Source organism: Terriglobus roseus (assembly GCF_900105625.1).
GTDB classification, from domain to species: domain Bacteria; phylum Acidobacteriota; class Terriglobia; order Terriglobales; family Acidobacteriaceae; genus Terriglobus; species Terriglobus roseus_B.
The window spans coordinates 1,134,235-1,161,002 of record NZ_FNSD01000001.1 but is presented as its reverse complement, the minus strand read 5'-3'; the positions used below and the strand labels follow the sequence as shown (position 1 = coordinate 1,161,002).

Genomic DNA, 26,768 nt, shown 5'->3' with positions numbered 1-26,768 from the left:
AGACCTGCAGAGCATCCACCTGCGTTATCTCGATGTTGCCGCAGTACTTTGCGAAACTGCGGAGTGTCGACTCACTACTCAAAAACGGCGAAGTGGACGACCGACGCGAAGCTACATATAGTGAAACGGCCTTGTTCAGCATCAAAGGACACCCCCAAGGTCTGCTTCAGCGACTCGGGCCAGCGCCCGATAGTCGGAATGCGCGTAAATGCTAACGGATTGAAGACCGCGGCGGCCCAAGAAGTCCGCGATTGCTTTGAGCGAAGTGCCTTTTCGCAAGAGCTCGGTGGCACAAGCGTGACGAAGCGAATGAAGCCCCCAATCGCGATCAAACACTTTCTGCGAGTTCATTAGTTTCCGCATAGCGCTCCCCAAGTTGACTGCAGGGCGGTGAGGCTTTTGGAGAGTAAGGAAGAGTTGCCGAAAACGCGATGACGGCCGCACCTCGCTCACGTACCGGATGATGGCATCGCCCACTTCTTTTTCCAGAGGAAACTGCTGTATCCGGCCTCGCTTTGAGCGGCGCACCGTGAGCACTTCGTCCCGCCAATCGAGGTCGTCCAAAGTGAGTCGCACCAGCTCAGACCGCCGAAGACCATACCGAGCGGCGAGCAAGAGGATTGCTTTAGCACGGCAGTGAGACTTCCCGGAGCAATCCAGCGCGGCCAGCAGGCTGCACACTTGCTCCCATGACGGGCACATCGCTGTTGCAGCTGAGGCGCCCGCTCTTTCCACACGGACGGTCCTGCTAAGGCCGCCGGCGCTCCAACCTCTCGACTCCGCATAGCGAAAGAAAGTCCGGAGAGATTGGGTTTCATTGATGCTCGTGCGATGACTCCAACCGCCGCTTCGGCGCTCGGAAAGAAAGACATCGATGTCCGCCAGCGATATAGAGATGAGACTATTGGTACGCGACGACATCCAAGACAGAAATCTTGTCACGGATGAAGCACACGATTGCGAAGACGCCGGGAGATAGCCGAGTTGTCCATCCATTGCGGCGATAAACTCTAGCAGCTGGGTCGCAAACCTGCCGCCCAACGCTGGCTTGCCGACGTAGGTACCTAAATACCGTGTCCAGCTGCGAGCTGCGGCAACGAAGATCGACTTCCGCTTTTTGCTTTCAGAATACCGGGCTTCCGACATCCAAACCTCCGCCGCTTGCCTGATAGCTGCTTCATCCACCAGCTCCTCGCTGGGCTTGCGCCGGAGTAGACGAACGACGTGGAGAAGATTTGAAGCCCGCTCCTTAGTGAATCGTCGCTGATGTCCCGCAGCCAGCAAGGAGCCGAGATAGGCTTCTCGTTCCCTGAGCATTGGCGCGCTTAGGTGCCGAACCATAGTATCCCGGTGACTGAATAGCTCCGCGATTACAGATGCTGTCCGGATGGGCTCTCGATTGTGCGTTGCATTTTGCCTTTCCTTTGCGACAAGCACCTGAATCCCCTTTGCGACTGAGATGCCGTTACGGTCAGTGAGGCTCAAAGTCCACCTTTGTTCTTCGCATCAGCGGACGATGGTCAGTGATTCGGCCAGGCGGTCGACTGGCAGGTCCTGTCAAGATCAGCTCATACGTTGGCGTGGGCTTAAAAGCGCATCTATAACCCTACGCTGCGTCTAAAGGAGCGTTTGACCGTATCAACCGCTTGCTTGCCCACTCGCTCCGTCCCAAAACATTAGAGTCCAAACCGTGGCCTAGCCTCTTAGACACGCCACCGACTGCCGATTGGACTGCTGCGCAGCAGCTGGCGAGACCCCGCCGTCGATGTGGCGGCCAGCTAGTCCGCAGGATATCGCCCAGGTTGTCATAACGCTAATAACCTCGACCACCTCACTGGCGAGAACATCGTCCCGAGTGGCGGCCTGCGCCTGACGTTAGCACGCAATTCGCTATGTCATGCAAATGCACGTTTGTGTAACGATCCTCGCGTCGGCCAAAAAGCAGATTAACGTGCGGCAAATCGACTCCGAACGTTTCCATTGATGATGGGTTTGCGCAGCAGATCCTTCGCGTAAGTTTTTTACGTTCGGAGGGGGCACTTTAACCGTAGGCGTCAAAAGCACTAACTTCCTGTTCCAAGCTGCAAAGAGCTGGACCGATGAGTCAAGAGATCGGCGTGATCAAGACTAGTGCAGGGCCTCCTGCCGACTGTAAGGTTTTAGAATTGCAAACAGCGAGATCTAATCCTCGCCGTTAGAGGCGCGCGCATCACACGCCTGGCGGCGTCCAGTCGTCAGAAGCCGTGATGCTTCCCTCTGACCACGTCCATTGAATCTTCTGATAGGCGAAGCTGATCTCTTCTCGAGGGTTGATGGCAGTTTGCGTCGGGTTCTGGTTGTCGGACATGTACTCGCGTATGGAAACAATGCTGGCGTTGGTGAGCGCAATCGTGTAGATGGTCTTCTCTGTGCCGACGCCGCCGATGCCGGCGTTGAGGAGCGGTCCCGAACACTGGAGGTTCCACTGGGGCAGGCTTTCATTCGTGCAAAGAGCCTGCATGAACATCGGTGAACTTTTGTCGAGCTCTTTGGTGATGATGAACGGCTTGTGGACGCGGAAGCCCCGCGGCAAGCCCGTGTTCGCATCGAGCGGAAGGGCGATGTCATGCGTGTAGGAGTGGACGAAGATGGTGTTTTCTCTGCCCTTTTGCAGAACGGAGCCATTGAAGTTTCCCTGCTTTTTGCCTTTCACGGTAAGGTAGGCATTCAGTGACATCGATTCATTTCTCCCTTAACGATGGATTGTTCCTGCTAAGTTCTTCACCCCGCTTTTTATATGTGAGCGCGGGGCATTTGTGTATAGATTTCTTCTTAGCACTGAGTATCGATGGCCGCATGGTTGAGACGACGTGAGATGCCCCTGAGCGTGACCGACGACGCTGCATTTGTAACAATCCCTCTCTTCAATCTCTTAGGGCCGTCTTCCTGACCAAGCATCAGTCCTTCTTCTTAGAATGATCTCGCATCGCAGCCTCCTGAGCGACCCAAAAGCTAAATAAGCGCAGCAGCGATCATAGGGACCGATCTCCTCGCTTCTGCGACGTCCGCGCCACGATTGGTTGGTTCTCCTCGAGAAGCACGGGCAAGAGATAGCGCAGGATCGCGGTTCTCATTGCCTGCTGCAGACGCGGACGGGCCCGCGGTGAAGAAATCATGAATTCGTCGAGGATGCCGCGGAATATCATGAGTGCTACCTGCCCATGATGAAGTGCCTCCGAGTGTGAAAGACTCGGCAGTTCTTTGGCAAGGCGCTCCGCAATGAAGTTGACGAAGGCCTGCCCTAGTTTCTTCTTGTCTTCGCGTGCGGAAGGTGCGAGCGGCGCATCGACCACAAGGGTATGGAACTCGGGACGCTTCTGGTTGAAGCTGGTACACAAATCAATCAACTCAGTAATGGCCGTTGTGAAGTCCAGCTCTTCTTCCGGATCAATCGATCGTTCTGCTTCGGCCATCTCGCGGGCATAGCTGGAAGCGAGCGCGCTGGCGATTGCATCCTTATTCGGGAAAAACTGATAGAGCGTAGCGGGGGACACACCTGCTTTTGAGGCGATCGCATTCGTGGTGGTCTCGTGGTAGCCGAGACGCCCAAAAACCAGCGCTGCCGCGCGAAGCAAATCCTGCTGACGCTGTTCTCCTCTGGCGTTGCGCTTTCGATTTGGATCGAAGACCGTCACATAGCCATCTTTGCAGAAGCAAGGAAACAAGTAAATACTTGCATCTCCGAAAAGGATGCAAGTATCTACTTGTATAGGAGGTGAGCAAGCATGTTCACAGTCATGGGAATCACGGGCAAGGTAGGCGGAGCAGTAGCGGATACCCTGCTCAAGGCAGGCAAGAAAGTGCGCGGCGTGGTTCGCAATCCGGAGAAGGCCAAGAGCTGGGCAGAGCAGGGCGTAGAGCTGATGACGTCGGCATTCGACGACGCAAAGGGGCTCTCCCAGGCATTCGCGGGGTCCGAGGGTGTGTTTTTGATGGTACCGCCAGACTTTGCCCCAGCTCCCGATCTGCCGGATCAAAAGCGCAGCATCAAAGCCATGCTTGAGGCTTTAGAAATGGCGAGGCCCGGAAGGGCTGTGTTTCTTTCCTCCATCGGTTCAGAGCAGGCGAGCGGACTGGGACTGATCACGTCCACGCACCTCATGGAGGAAGCGATGCGCACGCTTTCGATCCCCGTTGCATATCTGCGTGCGGGTAGCTTTATGGAGAATTGGTTAGGGATGGTGGACCACATTCGCACGACCGGCGAGATGCCTTTCTTCTACGCGCCACTCAACCGCAAATTTCCCTTGGTCGCCACGAAAGACATCGGCTTGGCTGGCGCGAAGGTGCTACAGGAGGACTGGACGGGCGAGCGCGTACTCGAAGTCGATGGGCCAGAAGGCGGAACGGACCTATATTCGGTGGCAGCCGCGTTCGGCGAAGCGTTGGGCCGCGAAGTGGAAGCAGTGCCGCTGCCCGAGCGGGCATGGCAAGCCGCTCTGGAGAGCATGGGTACTCCGGCAGATAGGACTGGTTTGTATATCGAGATGGTGAAGGGGTTCAACTCAGGCTGGATTCACTTCGGCAATCCTGGGACCGAGGCATTCCACGGACCAACGACCGTCGAAGTCTTCTCGCGCGGGATCAGGTAGGTCCCGATGCGATCTGGTGGTGCTCAGAGATGAGTCACGGAGTCTGAGCGCCACTATGATTACTTGATAACTAGAAGTCGCACTCGTCATTGACGCGGTCGAGGGACATCTACACTCTGCCAACTTCCGTTAGCAGCTTTTCTCGTTCCTTATCCGGTCCGGGATGGACAATTGAGAGGCCCAAGAGTGCATTACCCTAGAGTCGTCTCTTCATACAATCCGAAAATCGCTGGTCAAAAAGTGGTGAGTGAACACATTGCCTGATGAAGACAAGAATTTCGAATCACAGATTGCCCGGTGGGAGAGGTCGCAACAGGCGGGCTTGCCTATTGAGAGTCATGTGCGTCCTTCGGATCTTACGCCCGATCTCTTGATGATGGAGAACAGTGCAGCGTGGAAGAAGATCATTGATCGAGCTCTAGCCACGCCATCGTACATTCGTTCCGGGTTAGCTCAGATAAGGCGACAATCCAACTCTGCGAGTCGGGGTTCATAGCAACCTGGTCAAACGGATGCATACGTCTAAGCCGGACTGCCGGAATGACTGTGTCCAACCTCCTTCAGGAGGATCGCAGCGCGCTGAGCGCTGCGATCCTCGCGCGCGCTCGTGCGGTGCAAAGGCTAGGAGGAATGCCTCGACGCTACTTAAACAGTAGCTTCCTTCAATAGAGTCCTAAAGAGGGCGGTCTTTGTCCAAGATTGGACAATCCGCTCTCGACCCACAAGGAGCTTCCGCTCCGCGCTCAGGTGCAAGGTGGACGCAGACTGGTTCGTGATCCTCTGCGACGTCTGAAACCCTCGTCTTCAGATGGGCTCGCGGGCCAGCTTGATGATGCGTACCGACTGTAAGCTTCCGGTAGGCTCAGCGGACGGCGACGTTTGAGCAGAACTCATGTTCGGTGCCTCAAGATATTTCTCAGTGGCGGATATTTCGTATCATTCACCTCGTGCCCTCCCGAGAGCATCGCTGGAGAATGGATCCGATGACAGCAACGCGACGTCAGTTCTTAAAGAGTAGTGGGGCCTTGGCGGCGGCTGCCGCGGTTCCCACGGTTCCTGTCGAAGATGCGATTGCACAGACGCATGCGGACAGATCTCTGACGCCAATGCTGCCCCTGAGCGACTACGTGAATATGCTGCAAGGCACTAACTCAAACCCTCAGTTTTCGCGCGGGAACACGCTGCCGATCGTTGCTGAGCCATTCGGGATGGTGCATTGGACGCTCGAGTCGCGAAGTGGCTCACCGTGGATGTTCTCTCCCGAGGACCAACGTCTCCAGGGCTTCCGATGCACGCACCAACTGAGCCCGTGGCTCGGGGATTATGGATGGTCGACAATCATGCCGGTAACAGGCGAGCCGGACTTGCGTGCGAGCGCCCGGGCCTCGTCGTATCGTCCGAGCGAGCTAGCGGCGCATCCGTACGGCATCAAGGCCAACCTGCTTCGCTACAGTATCGATGCGGAACTGACGCCGACCTGCCGCGGTGCCTTGCTGCGCGTTGTAAGTCGACTCGATGAGCCCGTTTCACTGATCATCGACGTCCCCGAGCCTGGCGCGGAGTTCACTTGGGACGGCGACAAAGGTGTGCTCATGTGGAAAACCTCGGCAAATGCAGGGGGCACCTTCGATGGTTTTGCTACTTACTACGTCCTCCGGGTCGGATTCGCAGGTCTGTCGTTCGAGCAGAGAACAGTAAAGGCCACAGCGACCGGCCGAAATAATGCCGGCAGCACGGTGGGTCTGCTTCATCTACACGCCACAAAGGCGCAGGTGGCGATCGGGCAATCGTTCCTTTCGTTTGAACAGGCGTCATTCAACCTTGAGACAGAGATTGGATCGAGCAGCTTCGATGCAGTTCAGGCGAAGACCAAGGCCATGTGGGATGAGCACCTGGCGGCAGTGAAGATCCACGGTGCCACCGAGACCCAGATGCAGACGTTTTACTCCTGTTTGTTTCGCACGTTGCTCTTTCCGCGCACGTGGCACGAGGTCGACGCAAGAGGCAAGACGGTACATAGAAGTCCATATACAGGCAAGCTCACGTCGGGCGTCATGTATGCGGACCACGGGTATTGGGACGTATATCGCGCCTGGTATCCCATGATGACGCTGCTCTATCCGGAGCGACTGGGCGAGATTCTACAAAGCTGGGTTAATGCCGGTACGGAGGGCGGATGGATGCCGCAGTTTCCTTGCCCGGGATATCGCGCCTGCATGACAGGGTCGCTCATCGATTCGCTATTCGCCGATGCCGTGGTGAAGGACATCGCGGGCTTCGACAGGGAAGCTGCATACCAACTGCTGAAGAAGCACGCCACCCAACCCGGCGACCCAGCAAAAGGATACGGACGGCGCGGACAGGAAGCGTACACGAAGCTTGGTTTCGTTCCTAACGATCAGGTCGAGCAGTCGTGCGTCGAGTCGCTCGACGCGCACTACGGCGATTTTTGCATCGCGCAGATCGCGACGAAGCTTGGACACGCGGACGATGCTGGTATGTTCGCAAAGCGCTCTCGCGACTGGCGGCTTCTCTTTGATCGTGACACCAAATTCTTTCGTGGCAAGAACTCCGATGGATCGTGGGTCCCGAATTTTCGTGAATACCAATGGGGATCGCCATACGTTGAGGGCTGTGCGTGGCAGCACCGATGGAGCGTTCCGCACGAACCTGAGGCCATGATGGAGGCTTTCGGTGGCAAGGAGGCGTTCGTTGCGGAACTCGTTAAATGCGTGGAGCAGGAACCCAGATTTGAGGTCGGCGTCTACCACCAGGAGATCCACGAGATGAGCGAAATGGCTGCTGTCCGCTTCGGACAATATGCACACAGCAACCAGCCGTCTCACCACATCCTGTATATGTTTACGGTTGGAGGGCGTCCGGACCTGACTCAGAAGTGGGTACGCAAAGTTCTCACTGAACTCTACTCCCCGCAGGATTTCTGCGGCGATGAAGATACGGGTGCGATGGCCGCCTGGTATGTACTGAGTTCTCTGGGCTTGTACTCACTATGCCCGGGCAAACCTCAGTGGCTGCTTGGCTCCCCCCTATGGAAGTCTGCTGAAGTGCGTATGGGGCTGAAGGGGACAACTGTGAACCTCGAATCGATCGGAAACCCGGCTACGAAACCGTACCGTGCTTCCATCTCCGTTGATGGTGTCCTACACAGCGGCGATTTCGTGCAACATGCGGACCTGACAAGGGCACGGGTTCTGAGATTCACTCTAAAGGCTTAAGCGCCCGCTACGTTATCGGTGCGAGGGAGCACCGGCCGGCCACCCCTAGTCCAGACACTGTGCACCTTCTACTCAAAGGGACCGCCTGTCACCGCGACCACCTTGTGGCGGCGAAGCTTCGTCAAGTACCGTTCGCGGATTATCGTCCGTTTTCGCGGATCAGACAGGGTGCTGCGGCAGTAGATGCTCGTTGTGTACCGTGGCTCGCGGACTGGCATCGTGTTGTACGGAGCGAGATCGCCGATGCGCTCATCGAGGTCACCAACAACGTCTAGTCCTCTTACCGTTGGTGCTGGGGACCCTTTCAACTCGAAGAGGATCGATCTAGGGTCAACCTCACTGACAGCGATATCGCCGTGCCAAGTCGCCCGTGCAAAAACGATCCCCACAGAGCCTCAAAGTGTTTCTCTGTTCACTTCATCCGTGGATCAAATGCTTCAGAAACCCAGTTGGGTTGATGACAGTTACATCCTGGCGAATATCTTCCGGAAAGTCTCGCACGTTACCTGTCACGAGCCATGCTCCGGAGATGTGAGCCAGGGTGAGGAATTGGATGTCGGCAGGATCCGGGCCTTGCCGCCAGCTGATACCCGGATCGGGAAGCTGCAGACTCTCTTCAATCAGGAACTCCAGCCAGAGAGGAGGGAAGCCATACCTAGCGAACTTGGTGCGTCTCGCAACTTCGCGGTATTCCTTGATGATGCTTGGGCAGGTAACGGTTTGTACTTGGCCTTCGAAGACCCAATCCATCAGTAGCCGCGCCGGCACACCGTCAGGCCTGATTCCTGCAGACACGATCACGTTGGTATCGAAGACAGCCAGTCTCATCGGTCTTTATCGCTTACGCTTGGAACGCACCTGGCTGACTTCTTTGTCGATCTCTTCCTCGGTGAGGGGAGGTGATGCGTTCGCTAGCTTCCAGCTGTTTCGAAGACTGGCTTTGGCAATCGCGCGACGCAACTCACGATCTTCGGCGGCGACGTCGCCCATCACTGGTACCAGAAAGAACGTGGGACCGTCCTGACCAGAGAGCAGAATCGTCTCCCCAACGGGTACGGCTTGGAGTGCTTTTGTTCCTCTCGTTCGGAACTCTCGAAGTGAAATCTGACGCATTGGATCCCCTGGATGTAGTGTAGCCAATTCGACTACGCGTCTCAAGCACGGAACCAGGTTTCAATCTTTGACCAACCGGCCGGACTTGCCGTTCGTGCCGCGTGGGTACGAGGTCCAGCGTGGGGCCATTAGTGGGGCCAATCTGGGGCCATTAAGGGTTTCAGAACGTTGCATAAAGCACGGTTACGTTCCAATCCATACCGCCTAAGTCGTTGATAATGCGTAGCCCTGACAACTCCTAAGGCGAAGGTCGCAGGTTGGACTCCTGCCCGGGTCACCACTTAAATCAACAACTTAGGTTTTGCAAAGAGCTCAACTGGGCCGTTCGAGGGGCCATTCAGGCCCTTTGCCAGGGCGTACGTCGTGTCGAACGAGAGACCGACCCTCATACGCCGGGTGAACTCTACCTGCAGGGATTGGTAGCTGGCCGTCGCGGAGGAACTTCGATCGGTGAGCCTGTAGAACTTCGGGAACGGCTACTCCGCCTGCGACACGCTGAGCCTGGGCAGGACAGCATTAAAGCCAAGCGTCAGCAGCAGAAACGACGAGCAGGCGGCTCCATTGTGCCAGTTCGAACAACCATCCCGTCACAGCATCTATCTACCTTTCCACCGTGCTCAACAAGGTGAAATCCATCCCCGCGCTTTTCCTGTGGATTCCTGGCGTCCTCACACTCTGCGCTCTCTCTTTTGCTCTCGGTCGGCATCTCTACCCGGGTCCCACGACCATTTACACAAACGTCCCCGCGGACCTGTCCACGACTACACCGAACTCTCCTGTTGAACCCACGCAGGTTTACGCGCACAACCTGTTGCTCCGCAAGGGAGATCACTTCCGCGTTTATGTTCGCTGGATTCGGGGCCGTATGCTCCGCACCAGCGCTGCCCGCAATCCGTCCTTTGACGATCCCAATTCCTCCGTCCTCGAAATCGACAAAGGCCTTATCAACGTAAAGCTCGCCGATATCGCCGACTTCTTAAACAGTGATGCCTCCAACAAAGCTCCGCTCAAGAACATCAAGATCTTCAATGAGAATGGACAGATCCGTCTCCAAGGTACGGTCCACAAATTGGTCTCACTGCCGGTTCGACTTGACGGCACGTTGACTCCTCTCCCAGACGGTCGCCTGAAGTACCACCTAGTCAAGCTGAACGTCCTCAAGATGCCGATGAAGGGCCTCTTTGGACTATTCCATATTGACCTCGCGGACCTCGCCTCCAAGTCCCAGACCCCGGGTGTCCAGATCGTTGACAACGACGTGTTCTTCGACACTCAGCGACTGCTTCCACCGCCACACATTCACGGCCAGATCACATCGGTGAGTGCCTCGGAGTCCGACCTGACTGTCGTCTACGGCAGCGCAGGCCAAGACGAGCAGAATCTGGCGCGCTGGCATAACTTCCTGCGCCTTTCCGGCGGCGATCTGGACTTCGGCAAACTCACCATGCACCAGGTAGACCTCACCATGATCGACGCGTCGAAGGATCCATGGTTCGATCTGGACCTCGTCAATTACCAGGCGCAACTCGTCTATGGGACGACGCGCATGACGGAAAAAGCCGGGCTCGAGATCTACATGCCAAACCTCGATAAGCTGCCGCCAGGAAAGTCTCCGCAAGGCGTCACTCTCGAGTGGCTCAAGAATCGTAATGCTGCACCCCCATTGAGTGTCTTGTCTCCTGGCGTCAACTAGAAGTCAACCTAACCGCTATCACTGGGTCTGGAATTAATGCAGCGTCCTATGAGTATGCGACAACGGATCATCGCTCCGCTCAAGCCGGCTCTGCATCACCGCACCTTCTAGTGGCGTCTTCACAGTGTTTGGTAGCCAACCAGCATCCACATCACCCACCACTCACTCGCCAAATGCCAATCTTGAAACGATAAGTTCGAGCCAGTTCTCAAACGTTTCGTGCACTTGGCTGGTGCGGAGATATTTTCTTACGAAGGCCCCGCGAACTTCACGCGTGTTAGCTCTTATGTTGGTTCTTCGCCAGCTTCGGGGTACGTAGCTTTTGCGCCGCAAAATTGGAGAGTGTAGCATCGGTGCGCGGCTACCAACCGAAACTCAGGAGTACTATGCCAGCATCCCAAGCGGCCAAGACTTTTCAGAAGCTATTTCTACAGATTTGCCCTGCGGTCTTATGCTTCGCCCCGTTCATCAATGCGATGTCGCAGATGCCGCTGCGGACGTTGATCGTCGGCGTCGATCATCGTCAAACGGTCTCGTTGAACGGGCAGTGGCACTACCTGGTGGAGCAGCCTCCGGCCCGCGAGCTCTATGACGATCAAGGTAAGGTTCGGGATGGTGGGTACGCTCAAAACACTCGACCCAATATTACTTCCGGACCCCACAATACCGAGTATGACTTCGCCGATGCCCCGACACTGAAGGTGCCCGGAGACTGGAACTCACAGGACCCGACCCTATTTCGTTTCGAGGGAGTTGTTTGGTACCAGCGTGATTTTCAGTTTGAGCCAAAGCCTGAAAGCCGCACGTTTCTTCATGTGGGCGCGGCGAACTATCGGTCGTTCGTCTGGGTAAATGGCAAGCGCATCTGCCAGCACGAGGGCGGCTTCACACCTTTTGATTGTGAGGTCACCGCAGCCGCGCACAGCGGCGTGAATGCGGTTGTGATCGCCGTGGATTCAACCCGTCACAAAGATGACATACCAACCGTCTCGTATGACTGGTTCAATTATGGTGGCATCACTCGGGACGTCTCGCTGGTCAGCGTGCCGGAGCATTTCATTGATGATTACGATATCCACTTGCAACACGGCAGCGCCTTCGCCGCTAAGGATGCACGGACTTTGTCGGGCTACGTCCATGTGCAGGACGCGCCCGCCGGAACTTCTGTGACCCTGCGTGTCCCAGAGGCTGGTGTGACCAAGACGGTGTCTACTGATGCCAATGGCCGGGCTGGATTCACCGCTGAGGCTTCGACTTTAAAGCTTTGGTCGCCGACATCTCCGAGGCTCTATCGTGTGAGTGTTGCGTCCGGCGCGGATGCGATCACAGATGACATTGGGTTTCGCGACATCCGCGTCGACGGCACGAAGATCCTACTGAACGGCAACCCCGTCTTCCTCCAAGGAGCAAACGTGCATGCGGAGGCACCAGTCCGCGGCGGACGCGTGAATACCGATGAGGACGTAAAGAACATCTTCGGCATGCTTCACGACTTAAACGCCAACTTCGCTCGTCTATGCCACTATCCCCATGACGAGCGGATGGAGCGGTATGCGGATCGTGATGGAATCATGCTGTGGTCGGAGATTCCGCTTTGGCAGCGCATCTCCTTTGATAAGAGTGATGTGTATGACAAGGCCGTCGAGATGCTCCATGAGATGATTCGCCGCGACCGCAATAAGGCCTCGGTCATCTTCTGGTCCGTTTCCAATGAGACCCCGAACAATCCGACGCGCACGAAGTTCCTTACGGATCTTGCGAATGAAGCTCGCCACACCGACCCGACGCGGCTAATCACTTCCGCCCTGATTGGTCCACGTGTGGCTGAAGACAAGATCAGTCAGGACGACCCGTTGATGCAGGCTCTTGATGTCGTCGGTCAGAACGAATACATCGGCTGGTATGAAGGGCAGCCGGAAGAAGCCGATCGCAAGGTGTGGACGTTCTCCATGAATAAGCCTCTGATCTTCTCAGAATTTGGAGCCGAAGCGAAGTTTGGTAATCACGGTGGCAATCACGATCGCTGGACCGAAGAGCAGGAAGCGAATGTGTATGAACATCAGTTCGCAATGATGCGGAAGATCCCACAGGTCCGAGGTGTGACGCCGTGGGTTCTAATGGATTTCCGCTCCACAACCCGCAATATTCCCAAGTTGCAGGATGGTTATAACCGGAAGGGACTCTTCTCCGAGAAGATGGAAAAGAAGAAGGCGTTCGAGGTCGTTCGCAAAGCGTATAAGGAACACGCCATCGGCAAGGCGGAGTAGGAACGATCACACGCAAGAAAGAGGAGCGGCTCAGAAGCCGCTCCTCTTTCTTATATGCATTGCGTTCTTTTAGAACAGAATGCGTGCACCAAGTTGCATCTGCCGCGGTGGAAACGCGGACGAGATGGTGCCGAAGTTGCTGCTGCTGGTGTTCAGGTTGAGACCGTTGAAGTTGGTGCGATTGAGCACGTTGAACATATCGGCCTGCAGTTTAAGGCGGGCAACTTCTCCAAACGGGAAGGTCTTGGAGAGCGTCGCGTCCGTCTGTGCCAGACCGGGCCCGACCACTCCACCGACAGGAGCGTTACCGTAGTGATTTGCCTGCGCCTTTGCAGTCGTCACGTATGGCTTTGCACTGTCGTTACACGTGCCTCCCGCACCGTTGTTCAGATAACCGCAGATACCCGCATGTGCGTTGTAGACGCGGCCTTGACCTGAAACGTAATCAGCTCGTGTTGTGCCAAGCTGGATCGTCGAAGTCTGCTGGATGGTGTAATACGCGCCGCTCTGCAGGCGCGCCACGCCGCTCAGTTGCCACCCGCCTGCTACTTCACGCAGCAGGAAATTGCGGCCCTTGAGCTCCGGAGCCTGGATCGTGAAGCTCGCGACGAACGCGTGACGACGGTCGTTGGAGAGGGGCCCATAGTTGTAAGCAAGATCGCGCCAGTTTTCAAGCGTAATGTTGTTGCCGGCAGAGTCGCCTAATGCCTTGGAATAGGTGTAGGAGAGTGTGGCTGTGATGGCTCCGCTTCGTTTGGAAGCGAAGACCTGGAGTGCGTTGTAGTTGTAGTTGGAGTCAAAGCGGTTGGAATTGATCGCGTTGAAACCCCGGTAGGGATTGAATGCAGCGATCGAGGAGTTCGGTGTGGCGGAGTTCTGGTTTGCGAAGACTGGCGCCAGATCCGGGATGTTGATATTTGGCTGACGCAACTGGTGATGAGCGACGCTGCCAACATAATTGGCTTCCAGCAGCACCTTGCCTGGTAGCTGACGTTGCACTCCCACGCTGTACTGCCAGGTGTACGGCGTCTTATTTTTCGGGTCGACCGCACTGATCGCTGCCTGCAGCCCGGTGCTATTGGCCGAGAGCGATGTGAGTGTCGCCAGATTCCCGACACCGAACTGTGTGTTCTGTAGGAAAGGCGGCAGGTTCAGCTGGCTGAACACAAGGTTTCCCTGGGGACGGTAGTAGAACAATCCCGCGCCACCACGGATGGATGTCTTGTCATTCGCGGCGTAGGCGAAACCGAAGCGCGGTCCAACGGCGCCATTCATCTTGTAGAAGCCGCGAGGTGCGCCTGCAGGGATCAATCCGAACAGCGAGGTGTTCACGTTAGGGACACGCTTCTGTTGGTCCTGCGGAACGCCGTCTCCCACACGAACCAGGCCGTTATAAGGATTGCCGACACCCGGATTCGCCAGGGAGCCTCCGGCGCTAACCGATACGGCATTCGCTGCGTTGTACGCCGCGGGGTCGAAGTTCGTCAGGTTATTGCCTTGTGCGTAGAACGGCTGCAGCCACTGATAGCGCAGTCCCAGATCGAAGCTGAGGCTTCTTGTCGCACGCCACTGATCTTGTACGTAACCTTCAATCTGATTAAAGCGGAAATGACCCACGGGGTCCGCGCTGTTTTCCGAGTACGATTGGAAGTTACCCAGGAAGGCATCGGACAGCGAATAACAAGTCGTATTAAAGGCCGCCTGTCCGCAATTACTGGACCGGGCCGTGGCCGTCCCATTCTGGCTGAAACCTACCGTCCCCGTGTAGTTTGATCGACCGTTTTGATCCACGCGGTCGCGGATGTAGGCGATGCCGAACTTCATGTTGTGATCGCCCTTTACATAGGTGACGTTGTCCGCGATCTGGATATCCGTGGACGGCGAGATCAAAGAGAAGTTGGGTCCCTGAAAACCGGCAAAGTTGCTGATGTTTGTAATCGGGATTCCGTTCGGATACGGACCCACACCGGGGTAGAGCTTGTTGAACCCAAAACCGTAGGTCTCCCGTTTCCAGTTATTGCCATACGGCGGGATGCGCTGTGCAGCCCAGCTGGCGTTCGCCTGCACCTGGTTGATCAGGTTCTGTCGTATGGTCCAGGTTTCGCTGACCAGGTAGCTCTGCCCGGGGCGATTTCGTGTGGTGGGCGTGGTGTTCAGGATGCCCGAGTTTGCGAAGGTGCCAAATGGATCAATCAAGGTGTTCTGGTCATGAATCCAGCGTGCAAAGAGAGAGTGCCGGGGGCTGATGACGTAGTCGAATCGAACCAGATCCTGGTGAAAGTCGAGAGGGTTGGATGGAGCGAGGGTCAGGTTATTCGACGGGATGCCACCGTCACGATAACTCAGCCCTCCACCGATGATGGTTTTGTATACGTTCGCGATCGCCTTACCATCCACCGACATCAGTGCAGAGATGTTGTTGTTTGGGATGGGAGTGCTCGTGCCCGGAAAATATAGCTGGCCGAAGCTACCGCTGGTCGCCGAGCATACGCCTGCGCCGTTGAAGGTGCCAGGATTACCGGATGCATCCTTCGATGCAGAACACAGGGCGCTGAAGTCTCCGTTTAGCATCGCCGTTGTTGGCACCGTGAAGGTGCTGGCAGTCGCCTGTTGACGCAGCCGTTTCCATTCTTCCCCTACAAAGAAGAAAAGCTTGTCGCGAATGATTGGGCCGCCGATGAAGAAGCCGAAGTCGTTATAGATCAGCTGCGTCTTTTTACGAGCGATGTAGTTCGTGGCGTCAAGATAGCTATTGCGATGGAATTCGAAAGCGCCTCCGTGGAAAGCGTTGGAGCCGCTCTTGGTCACTATGTTGAACGTAGGGCCTTGCGTGCGACCGTATTCCGCAGACGAGTTCGACGTGTTGATCTTGACTTCGCTGATGAAGTCGGGACCCACGTTGTTCATGAGTGAGCCGTTCGAGCCGGCCACCTGGTTATAAGCTCCGTCAACTGTCAGATTATTGGAATCAGAACGGTTGCCATTGATGGTCTGGTTATTCGAGGCCAGCGATGTCGTGACCGCGAAGATATCTGGATTGGTCACGACTGCGCCGGGAACCAGTGTGAGCAACTGCGTGTAGTTGCGTCCATTCAGCGCAAGGTTCTCCACCTGCTTGGCATCAATGACGCGGGAGAGTTCACCCGAGGTCGTATTAAGCGTCTCGATCGCGCCGCCCTGGACCTCCACCACTTCGGAGACCTGACCCAGCTGCATCGCAAAGTTCGATGTCACCTTAGCGTCTGCGGTGATGGTGACGTTTGATTGCTGTGCAGTACGAAAGCCGGACTGTTTCACCGAGATCACGTATTCGCCGATGGGCAGATTTGTGACGATGTAGTTTCCGTCCGAGTCGGATGTCGCCATGCGAGTCGTCTGGGTTGTTACTGAAGTGATCGAGACGGTTGCGTTTGGCACTGCCGCTCCGGTTTGATCTGTGATGACGCCGGAGATCTGTCCAAAGCTGCTTTGCGCATGCGCACAAATACTGACCAATGCCAAAGGACTTGCAAGGGCAACAGCGCGCCACAACTTATGTGGATCGTTCATTAGGGCTCTCCTAAGTGCCGCAGTTTTGACGACTCATAGGCCGTCGATTTTCGGGCGTGGCCATTAAACGCTGAGAGCCGGTCAGTCTGTCAATTAATCGATGGAATACGTTAGTCGGCACAAAGCTTCACAGCGTCGCGATGAGAGCACCTCCGTGCTGCCGGAAACACGTGGCGCGGGGGAGGGAGGACCTGAGGGGCTGGGAAGACGAACGGTCATTCCTGCCTTCTTCCGAGCCTTGCTCGGGCCGTCTACAACGTGGTGACTTGACGCGTCGGATTCATCGGTGGAAAACGTATCAGGTCGGATCGGACCGCTGAACCTCTCCCTTACCAGCGAACGTAGTCCGCGAGAGCCGGGAACATCGTGAAGATGACCGAGATCGCGCCGTCAGTGCCTGCACCGCTCCGCGCGACCGGCCCGACGAAGCGCTTGGAAAAATTACTGCAGCCACCCAGGCTCGATGAGTGCTTGGGCCTGTTCTCGCCGGTTGTCATCGGAACTGGTGAAGTCAGCCAGTTCACGCTGCGGGCGCAGCTTGTAAAACGGCGCAACCCGCTGGAGCTAGAAATGCCGCCGCCTTCAAGAAAGAACTCCGAGTCCGGTTCTAGTCAGCAGCCTCAATTTCCGGCATCGATTCGGTTGACGCGACGGCTTGCGGACATTACCTTAATCGTGTGATCGTCTCCGCTCAGAACTGTTGTTGCCGCTGTCGCTTCAACTAAGCAGGCACCAGTTCGGCGCGTTCACATTCTCGCGTTCCATCCCATCGCTGTATTGAAAGAGTGAGCCCACGCTCCGCGCGTGGTGCTTCATTCGCTGCTTATGCAGCTCGGAGTCCATCCCGTGTCCCTATCTATTTTTTCCCGTCCATGGGAGCGCCACGCTCTCACGACTTTCGCCTTCGCGGCCTTAACCACAGCTGGTTCCGCACTCGCGCAGACCACCGGCAACGGCAGCATCACCGGGACCGTCACGGATACAAGCGGAGCACGTATCCCCAAAGCACGGGTGACGGTAACGGAAGCCTCCACCCACCTCCAGCGCTCGACTGTTACGAATGCCGAGGGCCTCTACGTGCTGCCGGCTTTGCGCCTTGGAACCTACTCCATCACGGCTGAGAGCGAGGGAATGGCCCTTACACGCCGGAATGACGTTGTACTGGATGCCGACTCCACTCGCAGCGTCGACCTGATCGTATCGGTCGGCAATGCCTCCGATGCAGTGACTGTCACCGCCGCTCCCCCAAGCATTGAGAATGCATCCGGCGCACTGGGCGGATTGATCTCAGGCATCCAGATCACCGAATTGCCGCTCAATGGAAGAAACTTCAGCCAGCTGCTGACACTGGGAACCGGAGTCTCCTCTTCGCAGACAGGCCTGCGTATGGGGAGCGGCCAGGAGGGTAATCCGCTTCTCTCGATCAACGGCGGGCGGCAGAACGCGAATGCCTTTACCTTCGATGGCGTGCTGGCGATGGACACCGGCGGCAACCGCGGAATCAACCTTTTTCCTCCGCCGGAAGCGATTGGCGAGATCCAGGTTCACACCAGTAACTACACGGCGGACATCGGATCGTATGGATATGGTCAGGTGAACGTCGTTACACGTACGGGTGGCGCGAGCTATCACGGCGATGTTTATGACGTTTTCGCGAACGACGCACTGAATGCGAAGAACTTCTTCAATACCCAGAAGCCGCCGCTGAAAGACAACAATTTTGGATACGACATCGGAGGCCCCATCGTACCGGGCGCTAAGAGTGGCTTCGGGCGGGGTTTGTTCTTCTTCTTCTCGCAGGCGTGGGACAAGCGCTCCGGACCAGAACTTACTTCTTTTACCTCGCCACCACAAAGTACTTTCACAGGTGTTGTACCAACCGTCGCGATGCGTTCCGGAGACTTTTCGGCGATCGCAACACCGCTCAGGAATCCGTCGACAGGCTTGCCCTTTGCCGGGAACCGCATCACGAACATTGACCCCAATGCACTGATCCTTCTGAACACATACATTCCGCTTCCGACGAACACGGCAGCGGCAGCGGGCAGCACCAACTGGGTGGCGAGTCCGAAGAGCAGAACGGAATGGCGCGAAGAGTTGGCACGCGTCGATGTCAACTTTGGCGAACGCGACAGCCTGCTTCTGCGATATGCGCACGACAGCTGGTCTCAATCGCAGGCAATCCTGAAGCCGTCCAACCATGCTTTTACTACTATTGGGGGTAACTTCTCCAAGCCCGGCTCAAATACGGTCGTACAGTGGACGCATATCTTTGGACCGCATCTTGTGAATCAGGCTATCGCTGGGTACAGCCGCAATCAGATCACGCAGTCGCCGAACGCCGCAGCGCAACGGCCCGCTGGGTTAAATATCCCGTCACTCTTCAATGCAAACGTAGCGAATGTCATTCCCTCCCTCTCATTTGGGGGAGGCTATAGCGGCATCGGTGCCCAGGGCCTCACGAACAACACGAACAATGTGTTTACCTATCGCGATGATCTCACTTATCAGCTCGGTGTCCACACGCTGAAGGCCGGTTTGAACACGCTACGCATTCAGAAGTTCGATCGTTTTCCTTACGCGGGCCAAGCCGGCACCTTCACCTTCGACGGCAGCGTGACAGGGAATGCAATTGCAGATTTCCTCACCGGCCGCGCCTTTTCTTATTCAGAGCAAGGCACGATTCCAAACGCATATCTTTTTTCCAACATGTACGAGGGCTATCTCCAGGACACCTGGAAGGTGCGGCAAAACCTGACCGTGGACTACGGCGTGCGCGATACCGTTTACACCGGCGCGCCGAACGGCTATGAGAAGTACGACCGGATCAGCACCTTCATTCCCTCACTTTACGTTGCCGCCAATGCTCCAACGGTTTTGCAGTCAAATGGTGCCTTGGTCAGCGGTACGGGGGAACCGACCAACGGTCTAATCACACCCACAAACCAGAAGGGCCTTCACTACTCGCGCGCGCTGAGTGGACTTCGTAACAACATCGGACCGCGCGTCGGCTTTGCTTACACGCCCGGGAAAGCAGGGCGCACGGCGATTCGTGGAGGCTTTGGAATTTTCTACCACTGGGACAATGACAACCACGAGAATGGCGGTCAGAATCCGCCTTTCTCACAATCGGGAACGGCCTTCGGTGTGGCGCTTAGTTCCTTCGGCAATACTTCCGCGACCACATTCCCTGCGACACTGAATGTCTGGGATCCTCGGAAACTCTACGCGACGATCTCGCAGTACAGCCTGACCGTGGAGCAGCAGCTTCCCGTCGCCACCACACTCAGCATCAGCTATGTCGGCAACCAGGGCCGGCATCTCGATCAGACGCCAAACATCAACCAGCTGCAACCGGGACAACTGCCGGCATCGGGCACGAACGTCAACTACCTGCGGCCATACAAAGGCTATGCTGCGATCAACTACGATGTTCGCTCCGCCTCAGCTAACTACAACGCGCTGCAGGTGAATCTGCGCCGCCGCTTCCAGCATGGCTTGTCCTTCGGGGTCGCTTATACATGGTCGAGGGCGCAGGTACAGCAGGTTGGTCAGAGTCAGTTCTTCAACGAACGCGGTCTGGGCTCCTACGACCGAACGAACATCCTTGCACTGAACTACGTCTGGCAACCCAACTACTTCCGTAATGGCAACTTTGCAGAAAGAATGCTGCTGGCGAACTGGGAGCTTAGTGGCATCACGAACTTTCAGAGCGGGCTCCCCTTCACCGCATCCACATCCACTGACGTCGCTCGTGTTGGCAACACGGGGCAACGGCCTAACAGGATTGGCGCTATCGCGTATCGTCCGCGGTCCGTCTCCAACTACTTCAGCGCATCGTCCTTCACGGCAGCAGCTCCTGGGACCTTTGGCACCGAGAGGCTGGGTGACATTCGCGGACCGGGAACACATTTGTGGCAGATGAACGTCGCGAAGAACATCCCTATTGAGCGCGTTTCTCTCAAGTTCGAAGCGCAGTTCTATAACATTTTCAATCACGCAAATTTCAATGGTGTTGGAGTGACCTATGGATCCGCAGCATTCGGTACGCTTAACAGCGCGCTGGATCCGCGCAACATCCAGTTCCGGTTGAAAGCATCGTTCTAAATAACCGGGCACAGTAGCAGCCCAAATCTGATCCGAGGAATCTCGAATATGTCCGATCATTCATTCCATGAGCTTTCCAGGCGAAGCTTCCTCAGCAATTCAGCTCTGGCAGCCGGAGGACTTCTCACTGGCATCGCGGCCAATGCCGCCGAGAAAAAATCGCGCCCGAACATTCTGTTCATCATGACGGATGATCACGCGGCGCAGGCGATGAGCTGTTACGGCAGCAAGGTGAATCAAACACCCAATCTGGACCGGATCGCGAAGGAAGGCATGCGCATGGATCATGTCTTTGCCACCAACGCGATCTGCACTCCGAGCCGCGCCTCGATTCTCACAGGCAAATACAGTCATCTGAACGGCGTGCCGGTTTTTAATCGCTTTGACGGCTCGCAGCCCACCGTTGCGAAGTACCTGCAAAGCGCCGGCTACTATACCGCGATGATTGGTAAGTGGCACCTGGGCAGCGACCCTACTGGATTTGACACCTGGAACATCCTGCCGGGACAAGGTGTTTACAACGATCCAATCTTCTACGACAAAGACGGCTCCACGCAGATTAAGGGATACTGCACGGACATCATCGCGGACTTGACGATTGAAGCATTGAAGAGTCGTCCACAAGACAAGCCATTCTTCATGATGTCGCACCACAAGGCCCCTCATCGCGAATGGGCGCCTGATGAGAAGCACAGGAAGCAGTTCGAAAACCTTCACATCCCCGAGCCAGAAACGCTGCGTGATGACTACGTGGGCCGTACCGACGCTCTGCGTGAGCAGAAGCAGTCTGTCTTCCGGGACCTGACGCGTGCCGATCTCAAGATCGCTCCGCCTGCTGGCCTTTCAGCGGAAGAACGACGCCAGTGGAATGCGACGAAGCCGATGGAAGTCGAGATCGAAGTCGACGGCGTGAAGAAGACCCTGGTCGGCAAAGAGCTCGAAGATTGGAAGTACCAGCGATACATGCGCGATTATCTCGCCTGCGTACAAAGCGTCGACGATAACGTTGGCCGCGTTCTGGACTGGCTTGACGCCAATGGACTGCGCGAAAATACCATCGTGATCTACACCAGCGATCAGGGTTTCTTTCTGGGCGAGCATGGGCTGTTCGACAAGCGCTTCATGTACGAGGAGTCGCTTAGGATGCCGTTCGTGGTCCGCTGGCCGAGAGTGATCAAACCGGGCTCTGTCTCAGAAGCGATCGGTATCAATTGTGACTTCGCGCCGACGTTTCTCGATGCGGCTGGCCGCCCAACGCCCGCCGATATGCAGGGCCGCAGTTTCCTCCCGGTCTGGGCAGGCCACACTCCAAAGAATTGGCGTCATGCAATGTATTACCGTTACTACCACGATCCGGGCGACCACAACACACGCGCTCACTACGGCGTACGCACAGAGACACACAAGCTGATCTACTTCTGGAAAAAGGATCAGTGGGAGTGCTACGACGTCGTTCACGATCCTCTCGAGATGCATAACATCTACAACGATCCCAATTCGCAACCTTTAGTCGCGAAGCTGAAGCAAGAGCTGTATCGCCTGAAGAAGGAACTGAAGGACGACGACCAGTTTGCCGAGACACAGCCAGCGGACTCGTCTTACGTGCAGCCACCGCCTAGAAAACGCTAGGGGTGGCGATCGGAGACCTGAAGCTGGACGGTCTCATGAACAGGCGCGAGCGAGACATCCAGTTGAAGTGCAAGCGATACGCGTAGGAAGCGTCCTTCGCGGTCAGTCTCTGTCGTTCCGGAGCCCCGGGCAACCGGTTTGCGATCAACGCAAGGCAGAAGAAAGCGAGCGCCGCAAGTACGCGGCGCAGCTTGCTACTTCGTCCGTTGATGTTCCCGTGCCTGGATAGTCGCAATCGATGTAAGCGGTGATAGGTAGTTGCCGCTTCGCTAAGAACGCCAGGATGCCTGCCAGATCTGCGTGTCCTTCTCCAAAGGGAACGCTGCCAGTGCCGGCGATCGTATCCTTCAAGTCGATTGAGTCCATCTGAGGGGCGTATGTTCGAACAAATCCGAGTGCGTTGATGCTGGCCCTTGTCAGGTCACCGGCATCGGGATCAGCCTTCATGTAGCGTGATGTCTTCAGTTGCGCCTCAAGCAGCTTCACGTCGGAGACCTGAATCCCAACGTGGAGTCGATGCTTCCTCGAAGCAGCCGCAACGAGATCCGTCATGGGCTCGGGAACGCGACCGTTAATCGCTTCTGCGCCCAGCGCCGTCGCCATCAGAAACTGGCGGTCAAGTTCCTCTTCTGAACTGCCGAAGGATGTGGCGAAGGCATTGATCTGGAGACCGTTCCTCTGGAAGGTCGAGCGAATCGTCTCGAAGTACGACATCGGGGCAGAAAGTCGCCATTCGGTACGTTCCGCCGCTGCGGCCTTTCGCTGTTCCAGTTGTTGTGGTGTCGGCGGTGCAGGTGCTGCTGTACGATTTGCGCTGGTCGGTGGGAACACCATTCCGAAGGCTGGCTCGACGTGGGTAAAGAGCAATTGGCAGCGTTGCAGCTTTTGTTCCCTCATCACGCGAATGATGGTGGGAATCGCAACAGCCTCTGGCAGCGCGCGCAGGCTGTACGTGTTGAGTCCAAGATGGAAATTGCTCCCGCCAACGGCGAAAGCGCGTCGTGACACATTGGCAGCCATGGCGGATGCCGTCAGGTATTTCGTGAACTGCCGCCGTGTTAGCTGCATAGTCTTCGGACCTCGTGTGTTCCTGACAGTAGCGGCCTATGCATTGGCATCATCGATAGCCGTCTTCAGATATTGAACGCACCTCTGCACTTCGACTAACGATGTGGAGCCCGACGGAACGGGGTAGTCATATTCGATCGTGACGACACCCCCGTATTTGTGTTCCTTGAGTGTCTTCAGGACAGCGTTGATGGGGGAATTGCCCTGGCCCCAGGGTTGGCTACCGCCATTGGATGACTTGTAGTCCTTGATGTGAATGCTTGGCAGCTTCGCATGGTAGCGACGAATGAAGGCGACTGCATCGCCGCATGATGCGGTGAAGTGCCCGATGTCAAAGTTCACGCGGAAGTATGGCGAGAGCGCGAGTGTACTCTCGTAATCGTCCGCATTGCTGAACAGACCAAAGAGATGCTCATGGAAGGCGACGGGGAACTTGTGCTTGTTTGAAAACGGTACAAGACGCTGCGCCATCTCCAGGGTGGTGGAGGAATTGATTGCACTTGCGCCCAGCTCCTTCGCTGCCCGGAAGACCGCATCGATCTCTTCCTCCGTGTAGTCCGTTCCCCAGCCGCAGGTGTACGCGTTGATTGCAATGCCCATGGCAGCTGCCTGTTTGCGGATGTCGACATAGTAGTTTGCCGGGGGATGCAGACGAAACTGACGGACCTCCTCGCGCGCGCTCGCAAGTGCAGCCTGCTGCTCGGCGCTGAGAGGCGCAGCAGGCACCTGCGGTGTCCTCGGAGGAGCGACGCATGCCGACCCATACGCCGTGCCGATCGCAGGTGGTGGTTCTGGTCCAGCTGCCGGTCGCGGGCCGCTGAGGAGTGTACGGACGGGCTCCACTTTAGCGATCTCGATTTCAAGGTTGGACAAGCCGCACGCCTGGCAATCCTGCAGCACCTCCTGCCACTGCGCCTGTCCCACGACCCGCTTGAGTTCTTTGAAGCTGTAGGAGATCGTCCCGATGCGGATGCCTTTGTAGTTTGAGCTGGCCGCCGGAGCGAAAGCAGAAAGCAGGCCGGGACGGAAGACGCCTGCGGATGCAAGTGGAAGGCTCGAAATCAGAGCCCTTGAGAAGGTACGTCTCGTGAAAGCCATTGAAGTTTCTCCTACTGGGCAGTGCGTTGAACTGCAGCTTACTTGCCTAACTCTTCGAGGTATTTCTCCACTTCCAATGCCGCCATGCAACCGGTGCCAGCGGCGGTGATGGCCTGTCGGTAGCGACGGTCCTGCACATCGCCGCACGCATATACACCATGAAGCTGCACACCCTGGCGGGTGGTGAAGACGTTGTGCTCCGTCTTGACGTACCCGTCATCGTCCAGATCGATCTGGCCCTTGAACATGCTTGCGTTCGGCTCGTGTCCGATGCCCAGGAACATGAACTGAACCGGTAGATGAGAGCGTTCGCCGGTCTTCCGGTTGTGAAGCATCAGACCCCGAACGTCCCGTTCTTCAACACCAAGTACTTCTTCCACGACCGTGTTGTGCAGGAAGTGAATTTGAGGATGTTCGATCGCCCGCTCCAGCATGATGCGCGAAGCCCGAAAGGCTTCGCTCCGATTGATCAGCGTCACCTTGCTGGCGAAGCGGGTTAGAAAGAGAGCCTCTTCCATCGCGGAGTCGCCACCACCAATGACGGCGATCTCTTTTCCCGCTGTGAAGAAGCCGTCGCATGTCGCACAGGAGCTGACACCGAAGCCAATGAGCGCTTGTTCAGAGGGCAGGCCTAGCCATCGCGCTGACGCTCCCGAGGCGATGATGATCGAGCGTGTATGGATGATGTCTTTTCCGACCTGTACCTCAAAGGGGAATCGCAACAGGTCCACCGAGGTGAGGTGGGCCATACGTAACTCCGCGCCAAACCGAACGGCCTGCTTCTTCATGTTGTCGACGAGCTCAGGCCCTTGCACGCCCTCGGGCCAGCCCGGGAAGTTCTCGACCAGCGTGGTGATGGAAAGCTGCCCGCCCGGCTCATGTCCTTCAAGTACAAGTGGCTTCAAGTTGGCGCGGGCGGCGTAGATTGCTGCAGTGAGGCCGGAGCAGCCTGATCCCAGGATCAGGACGTCACGTACTTCAGGTGAATCGTGCATGAAGCGGTCCCTTTGCGAAACAACTCATTGTGTCGGCGAATCGATGAGTGTGGTGAGCTTTACTTCGCCTTTGCGAGGAAGGCGGCAAAAGCGTTTGGATCCCGCGTCACACCTGCCGACGTGTCAATCGTTTTTCCATCCGCATCAAGCAGGGCGTAGAGCGGCAGCGCGACGGTGCCGAATTGCTTGTCTTCGTAGTCTTGTTGCTTGCTGTATATGTCGCCGTCACCGTCGGTGTACAAGCGCACCTTGACGAAGCGATTCATGTCCTTCTCGATTGCCGGCTTGGAGAAGATATTCGATTCCATCCACCTGCAGTTGGTGCAGGTATAGCCTGTAAAGTCGACGAATACTGGCTTGCCCTCCTGCTTTGCCTGCGCGAGGCCGCCCTTGAGATCGTTCATGATCCATGGTGCTTCCGCGCTTACGGTTGCTGTCTGGAGCTGTGCCGAGTTGTCCGAGTCCGCCGGCGGCAGGAACGCATCGATGTCGCCCAGCTTATGACCGGCTAGTCCATTGCTCAGCCAGATCGCACCTGCGAGAAACAGCAGAGCAAAGACAACACGAGGACCGGATACGGCGTCGACCGGCGAATCATGATCGAGTCGAAACCAGCCGAGAAGGTAGGCGACCACCAGCAGCAGGCATCCTGTCCAGATGCAGAGAACCGTGGTGCGCGTGAAGATGTTCCAGTGCCATACAAGGTCCGCGTTTGACAGGAACTTCATCGCGGCCGCGATCTCCAAGAACCCCATGACGACCTTCACGGAATTCATCCATCCACCAGCACGCGGCATCTGCGTCATAAGTTGTGGCAGCAGCGCGAGCAGGAAGAAAGGTAATGCGAAGACGAACGAAAAACCAAGCATGCCGACGAGTGGCCAGCGCCAGTTACCCTGCGCTGCAAGCACGAGTAACGTACCCACAAACGGCGCTGTGCAGGTGAAGGACGTGAGCGAGAATGTGAGCCCCATCAGCATGGTGCCCACGATGCTGCCTTGCTGCTTCGATGAGGAAGCGGAGTTCAGCTTGTTCATCAGGCCCGTGGGCAATTGCATGAAGAAGACGCCCAACAGACTGAGCGCGAAGCCCAGGAAGATCGCAGTGATCAGCAGGTTCACCCATGGGTTGGACGCTAGTTTGTTGATGCCGGACGCGCCGAAGAGAATCGCCAGCGACATGCCCAGCGCGACAAACGTGAACATGATCCCGAGGCCATACAGGGCGGCCATTCTGAGCGCGCCCGCGCGCGTCTTGGAGGAGTGATTCGCAAAGAAGGAGACCGTGATTGGGACCATGGGAAACACGCACGGCGTCAGAAGGGACAGCGCACCCATGCCCAGTGAGAGCCAGAAGTAATGCAGGATCGATCCGGTAGGCAT

Annotated in this window: 17 protein-coding genes; 7 read left to right on the top strand and 10 right to left on the bottom strand. The window is 56.6% G+C overall.

Going from position 1 to position 26,768, the window contains the following annotated elements; translation table 11 throughout:
• Window positions 1–141 precede the first annotated feature (141 nt).
• The 3 genes from BLW03_RS21280 to BLW03_RS04535 form a co-directional block, all read right to left on the bottom strand.
• Window positions 142–996, bottom strand: a complete 855-nt coding sequence (locus tag BLW03_RS21280) for a tyrosine-type recombinase/integrase (RefSeq protein WP_432279821.1) — start codon at window positions 994–996, stop codon at window positions 142–144.
• Between the two features lie 1,213 nt (window positions 997–2,209).
• Entirely contained in the window at window positions 2,210–2,716 is a 507-nt protein-coding gene (gene tssD / locus BLW03_RS04540) for a type VI secretion system tube protein TssD (protein ID WP_074652545.1), read from the bottom strand.
• Window positions 2,717–3,011: 295 nt separating this feature from the next.
• Window positions 3,012–3,674, bottom strand: coding sequence for a TetR/AcrR family transcriptional regulator (locus BLW03_RS04535; RefSeq protein ID WP_083350693.1), 663 nt, complete (start codon window positions 3,672–3,674; stop codon window positions 3,012–3,014).
• Between the two features lie 90 nt (window positions 3,675–3,764).
• On the opposite strand from BLW03_RS04535, the gene BLW03_RS04530 reads away from it, so the two are divergent.
• Both BLW03_RS04530 and BLW03_RS04525 read left to right on the top strand, forming a co-directional pair.
• Window positions 3,765–4,631, top strand: coding sequence for an NmrA family NAD(P)-binding protein (locus BLW03_RS04530; RefSeq protein ID WP_074652543.1), 867 nt, complete (start codon window positions 3,765–3,767; stop codon window positions 4,629–4,631).
• A gap of 974 nt (window positions 4,632–5,605) precedes the next feature.
• Window positions 5,606–7,867: a GH92 family glycosyl hydrolase gene (locus BLW03_RS04525; RefSeq protein ID WP_348270828.1), complete on the top strand. Its 2,262-nt coding sequence runs from the start codon at window positions 5,606–5,608 to the stop codon at window positions 7,865–7,867.
• 417 nt (window positions 7,868–8,284) lie between these two features.
• Here the strand turns inward: BLW03_RS04525 and BLW03_RS04515 are convergent, their stop codons facing one another.
• Together BLW03_RS04515 and BLW03_RS04510 are read right to left on the bottom strand one after the other, a co-directional pair.
• Window positions 8,285–8,695, bottom strand: coding sequence for a putative toxin-antitoxin system toxin component, PIN family (locus tag BLW03_RS04515; protein WP_074652541.1), 411 nt, complete (start codon window positions 8,693–8,695; stop codon window positions 8,285–8,287).
• A gap of 6 nt (window positions 8,696–8,701) precedes the next feature.
• Window positions 8,702–8,980, bottom strand: coding sequence for a prevent-host-death protein (locus BLW03_RS04510; RefSeq protein ID WP_074652540.1), 279 nt, complete (start codon window positions 8,978–8,980; stop codon window positions 8,702–8,704).
• 613 nt (window positions 8,981–9,593) lie between these two features.
• Between BLW03_RS04510 and BLW03_RS04505 the strand changes: the two genes are divergently transcribed.
• Window positions 9,594–10,673: a hypothetical protein gene (locus BLW03_RS04505; RefSeq protein ID WP_212733131.1), complete on the top strand. Its 1,080-nt coding sequence runs from the start codon at window positions 9,594–9,596 to the stop codon at window positions 10,671–10,673.
• A 386-nt stretch (window positions 10,674–11,059) separates the two neighbouring features.
• Entirely contained in the window at window positions 11,060–12,940 is a 1,881-nt protein-coding gene (locus BLW03_RS04500) for a glycoside hydrolase family 2 protein (RefSeq protein ID WP_074652539.1), read from the top strand.
• Window positions 12,941–13,009: 69 nt separating this feature from the next.
• On the opposite strand, the gene BLW03_RS04495 is transcribed toward BLW03_RS04500, so the two are convergent.
• Window positions 13,010–16,489: an outer membrane beta-barrel protein gene (locus BLW03_RS04495; RefSeq protein ID WP_074652538.1), complete on the bottom strand. Its 3,480-nt coding sequence runs from the start codon at window positions 16,487–16,489 to the stop codon at window positions 13,010–13,012.
• A 366-nt stretch (window positions 16,490–16,855) separates the two neighbouring features.
• Between BLW03_RS04495 and BLW03_RS20310 the strand changes: the two genes are divergently transcribed.
• The 3 genes from BLW03_RS20310 (at window position 16,856) to BLW03_RS04485 (ending at window position 22,225) form a co-directional block, all read left to right on the top strand.
• A complete protein-coding gene (locus BLW03_RS20310) occupies window positions 16,856–17,170 on the top strand; it encodes a hypothetical protein (RefSeq protein WP_139285093.1) in 315 nt (104 codons plus the stop codon).
• Between the two features lie 165 nt (window positions 17,171–17,335).
• Window positions 17,336–20,596 (top strand): TonB-dependent receptor, encoded by a 3,261-nt coding sequence (locus tag BLW03_RS04490; RefSeq protein WP_170834958.1) that lies wholly within the window; start codon window positions 17,336–17,338, stop codon window positions 20,594–20,596.
• A gap of 48 nt (window positions 20,597–20,644) precedes the next feature.
• Window positions 20,645–22,225, top strand: a complete 1,581-nt coding sequence (locus BLW03_RS04485; RefSeq protein WP_074652536.1) for a sulfatase family protein — start codon at window positions 20,645–20,647, stop codon at window positions 22,223–22,225.
• A 144-nt stretch (window positions 22,226–22,369) separates the two neighbouring features.
• Here BLW03_RS04485 and BLW03_RS04480 read toward each other — a convergent pair whose 3' ends face one another.
• Genes BLW03_RS04480 through BLW03_RS04465 form a run of 4 tightly spaced genes read right to left on the bottom strand, consistent with a single transcriptional unit; the run spans window position 22,370 to window position 26,768 of the window.
• Window positions 22,370–23,293 (bottom strand): hypothetical protein, encoded by a 924-nt coding sequence (locus tag BLW03_RS04480; protein WP_074652535.1) that lies wholly within the window; start codon window positions 23,291–23,293, stop codon window positions 22,370–22,372.
• A 36-nt stretch (window positions 23,294–23,329) separates the two neighbouring features.
• Window positions 23,330–24,391, bottom strand: a complete 1,062-nt coding sequence (locus BLW03_RS04475; protein ID WP_074652534.1) for a sugar phosphate isomerase/epimerase family protein — start codon at window positions 24,389–24,391, stop codon at window positions 23,330–23,332.
• A gap of 38 nt (window positions 24,392–24,429) precedes the next feature.
• Window positions 24,430–25,386: a thioredoxin-disulfide reductase gene (trxB, locus tag BLW03_RS04470; RefSeq protein WP_074652533.1), complete on the bottom strand. Its 957-nt coding sequence runs from the start codon at window positions 25,384–25,386 to the stop codon at window positions 24,430–24,432.
• Window positions 25,387–25,445: 59 nt separating this feature from the next.
• Complete coding sequence (locus tag BLW03_RS04465) at window positions 25,446–26,768, bottom strand: protein-disulfide reductase DsbD family protein (protein WP_074652532.1); 1,323 nt, start codon at window positions 26,766–26,768, stop codon at window positions 25,446–25,448.

Excerpts from the sequence above, each read along its gene's own strand:
- BLW03_RS04485 (WP_074652536.1), top strand. The coding sequence starts at position 20,645 with ATGTCCGATCATTCATTCCATGAGCTTTCCAGGCGAAGCTTCCTCAGC.
- BLW03_RS04500 (WP_074652539.1), top strand. The coding sequence starts at position 11,060 with ATGCCAGCATCCCAAGCGGCCAAGACTTTTCAGAAGCTATTTCTACAG.
- BLW03_RS04475 (WP_074652534.1), bottom strand. The coding sequence starts at position 24,391 with ATGGCTTTCACGAGACGTACCTTCTCAAGGGCTCTGATTTCGAGCCTT.
- BLW03_RS04480 (WP_074652535.1), bottom strand. The coding sequence starts at position 23,293 with ATGCAGCTAACACGGCGGCAGTTCACGAAATACCTGACGGCATCCGCC.
- BLW03_RS04525 (WP_348270828.1), top strand. The coding sequence starts at position 5,606 with ATGGATCCGATGACAGCAACGCGACGTCAGTTCTTAAAGAGTAGTGGG.
- BLW03_RS04515 (WP_074652541.1), bottom strand. The coding sequence starts at position 8,695 with ATGAGACTGGCTGTCTTCGATACCAACGTGATCGTGTCTGCAGGAATC.
- BLW03_RS04465 (WP_074652532.1), bottom strand. The coding sequence starts at position 26,768 with ATGCCTACCGGATCGATCCTGCATTACTTCTGGCTCTCACTGGGCATG.
- BLW03_RS04530 (WP_074652543.1), top strand. The coding sequence starts at position 3,765 with ATGTTCACAGTCATGGGAATCACGGGCAAGGTAGGCGGAGCAGTAGCG.
- tssD (WP_074652545.1), bottom strand. The coding sequence starts at position 2,716 with ATGTCACTGAATGCCTACCTTACCGTGAAAGGCAAAAAGCAGGGAAAC.
- BLW03_RS21280 (WP_432279821.1), bottom strand. The coding sequence starts at position 996 with ATGGATGGACAACTCGGCTATCTCCCGGCGTCTTCGCAATCGTGTGCT.
- BLW03_RS04495 (WP_074652538.1), bottom strand. The coding sequence starts at position 16,489 with ATGAACGATCCACATAAGTTGTGGCGCGCTGTTGCCCTTGCAAGTCCT.
- trxB (WP_074652533.1), bottom strand. The coding sequence starts at position 25,386 with ATGCACGATTCACCTGAAGTACGTGACGTCCTGATCCTGGGATCAGGC.
- BLW03_RS04510 (WP_074652540.1), bottom strand. The coding sequence starts at position 8,980 with ATGCGTCAGATTTCACTTCGAGAGTTCCGAACGAGAGGAACAAAAGCA.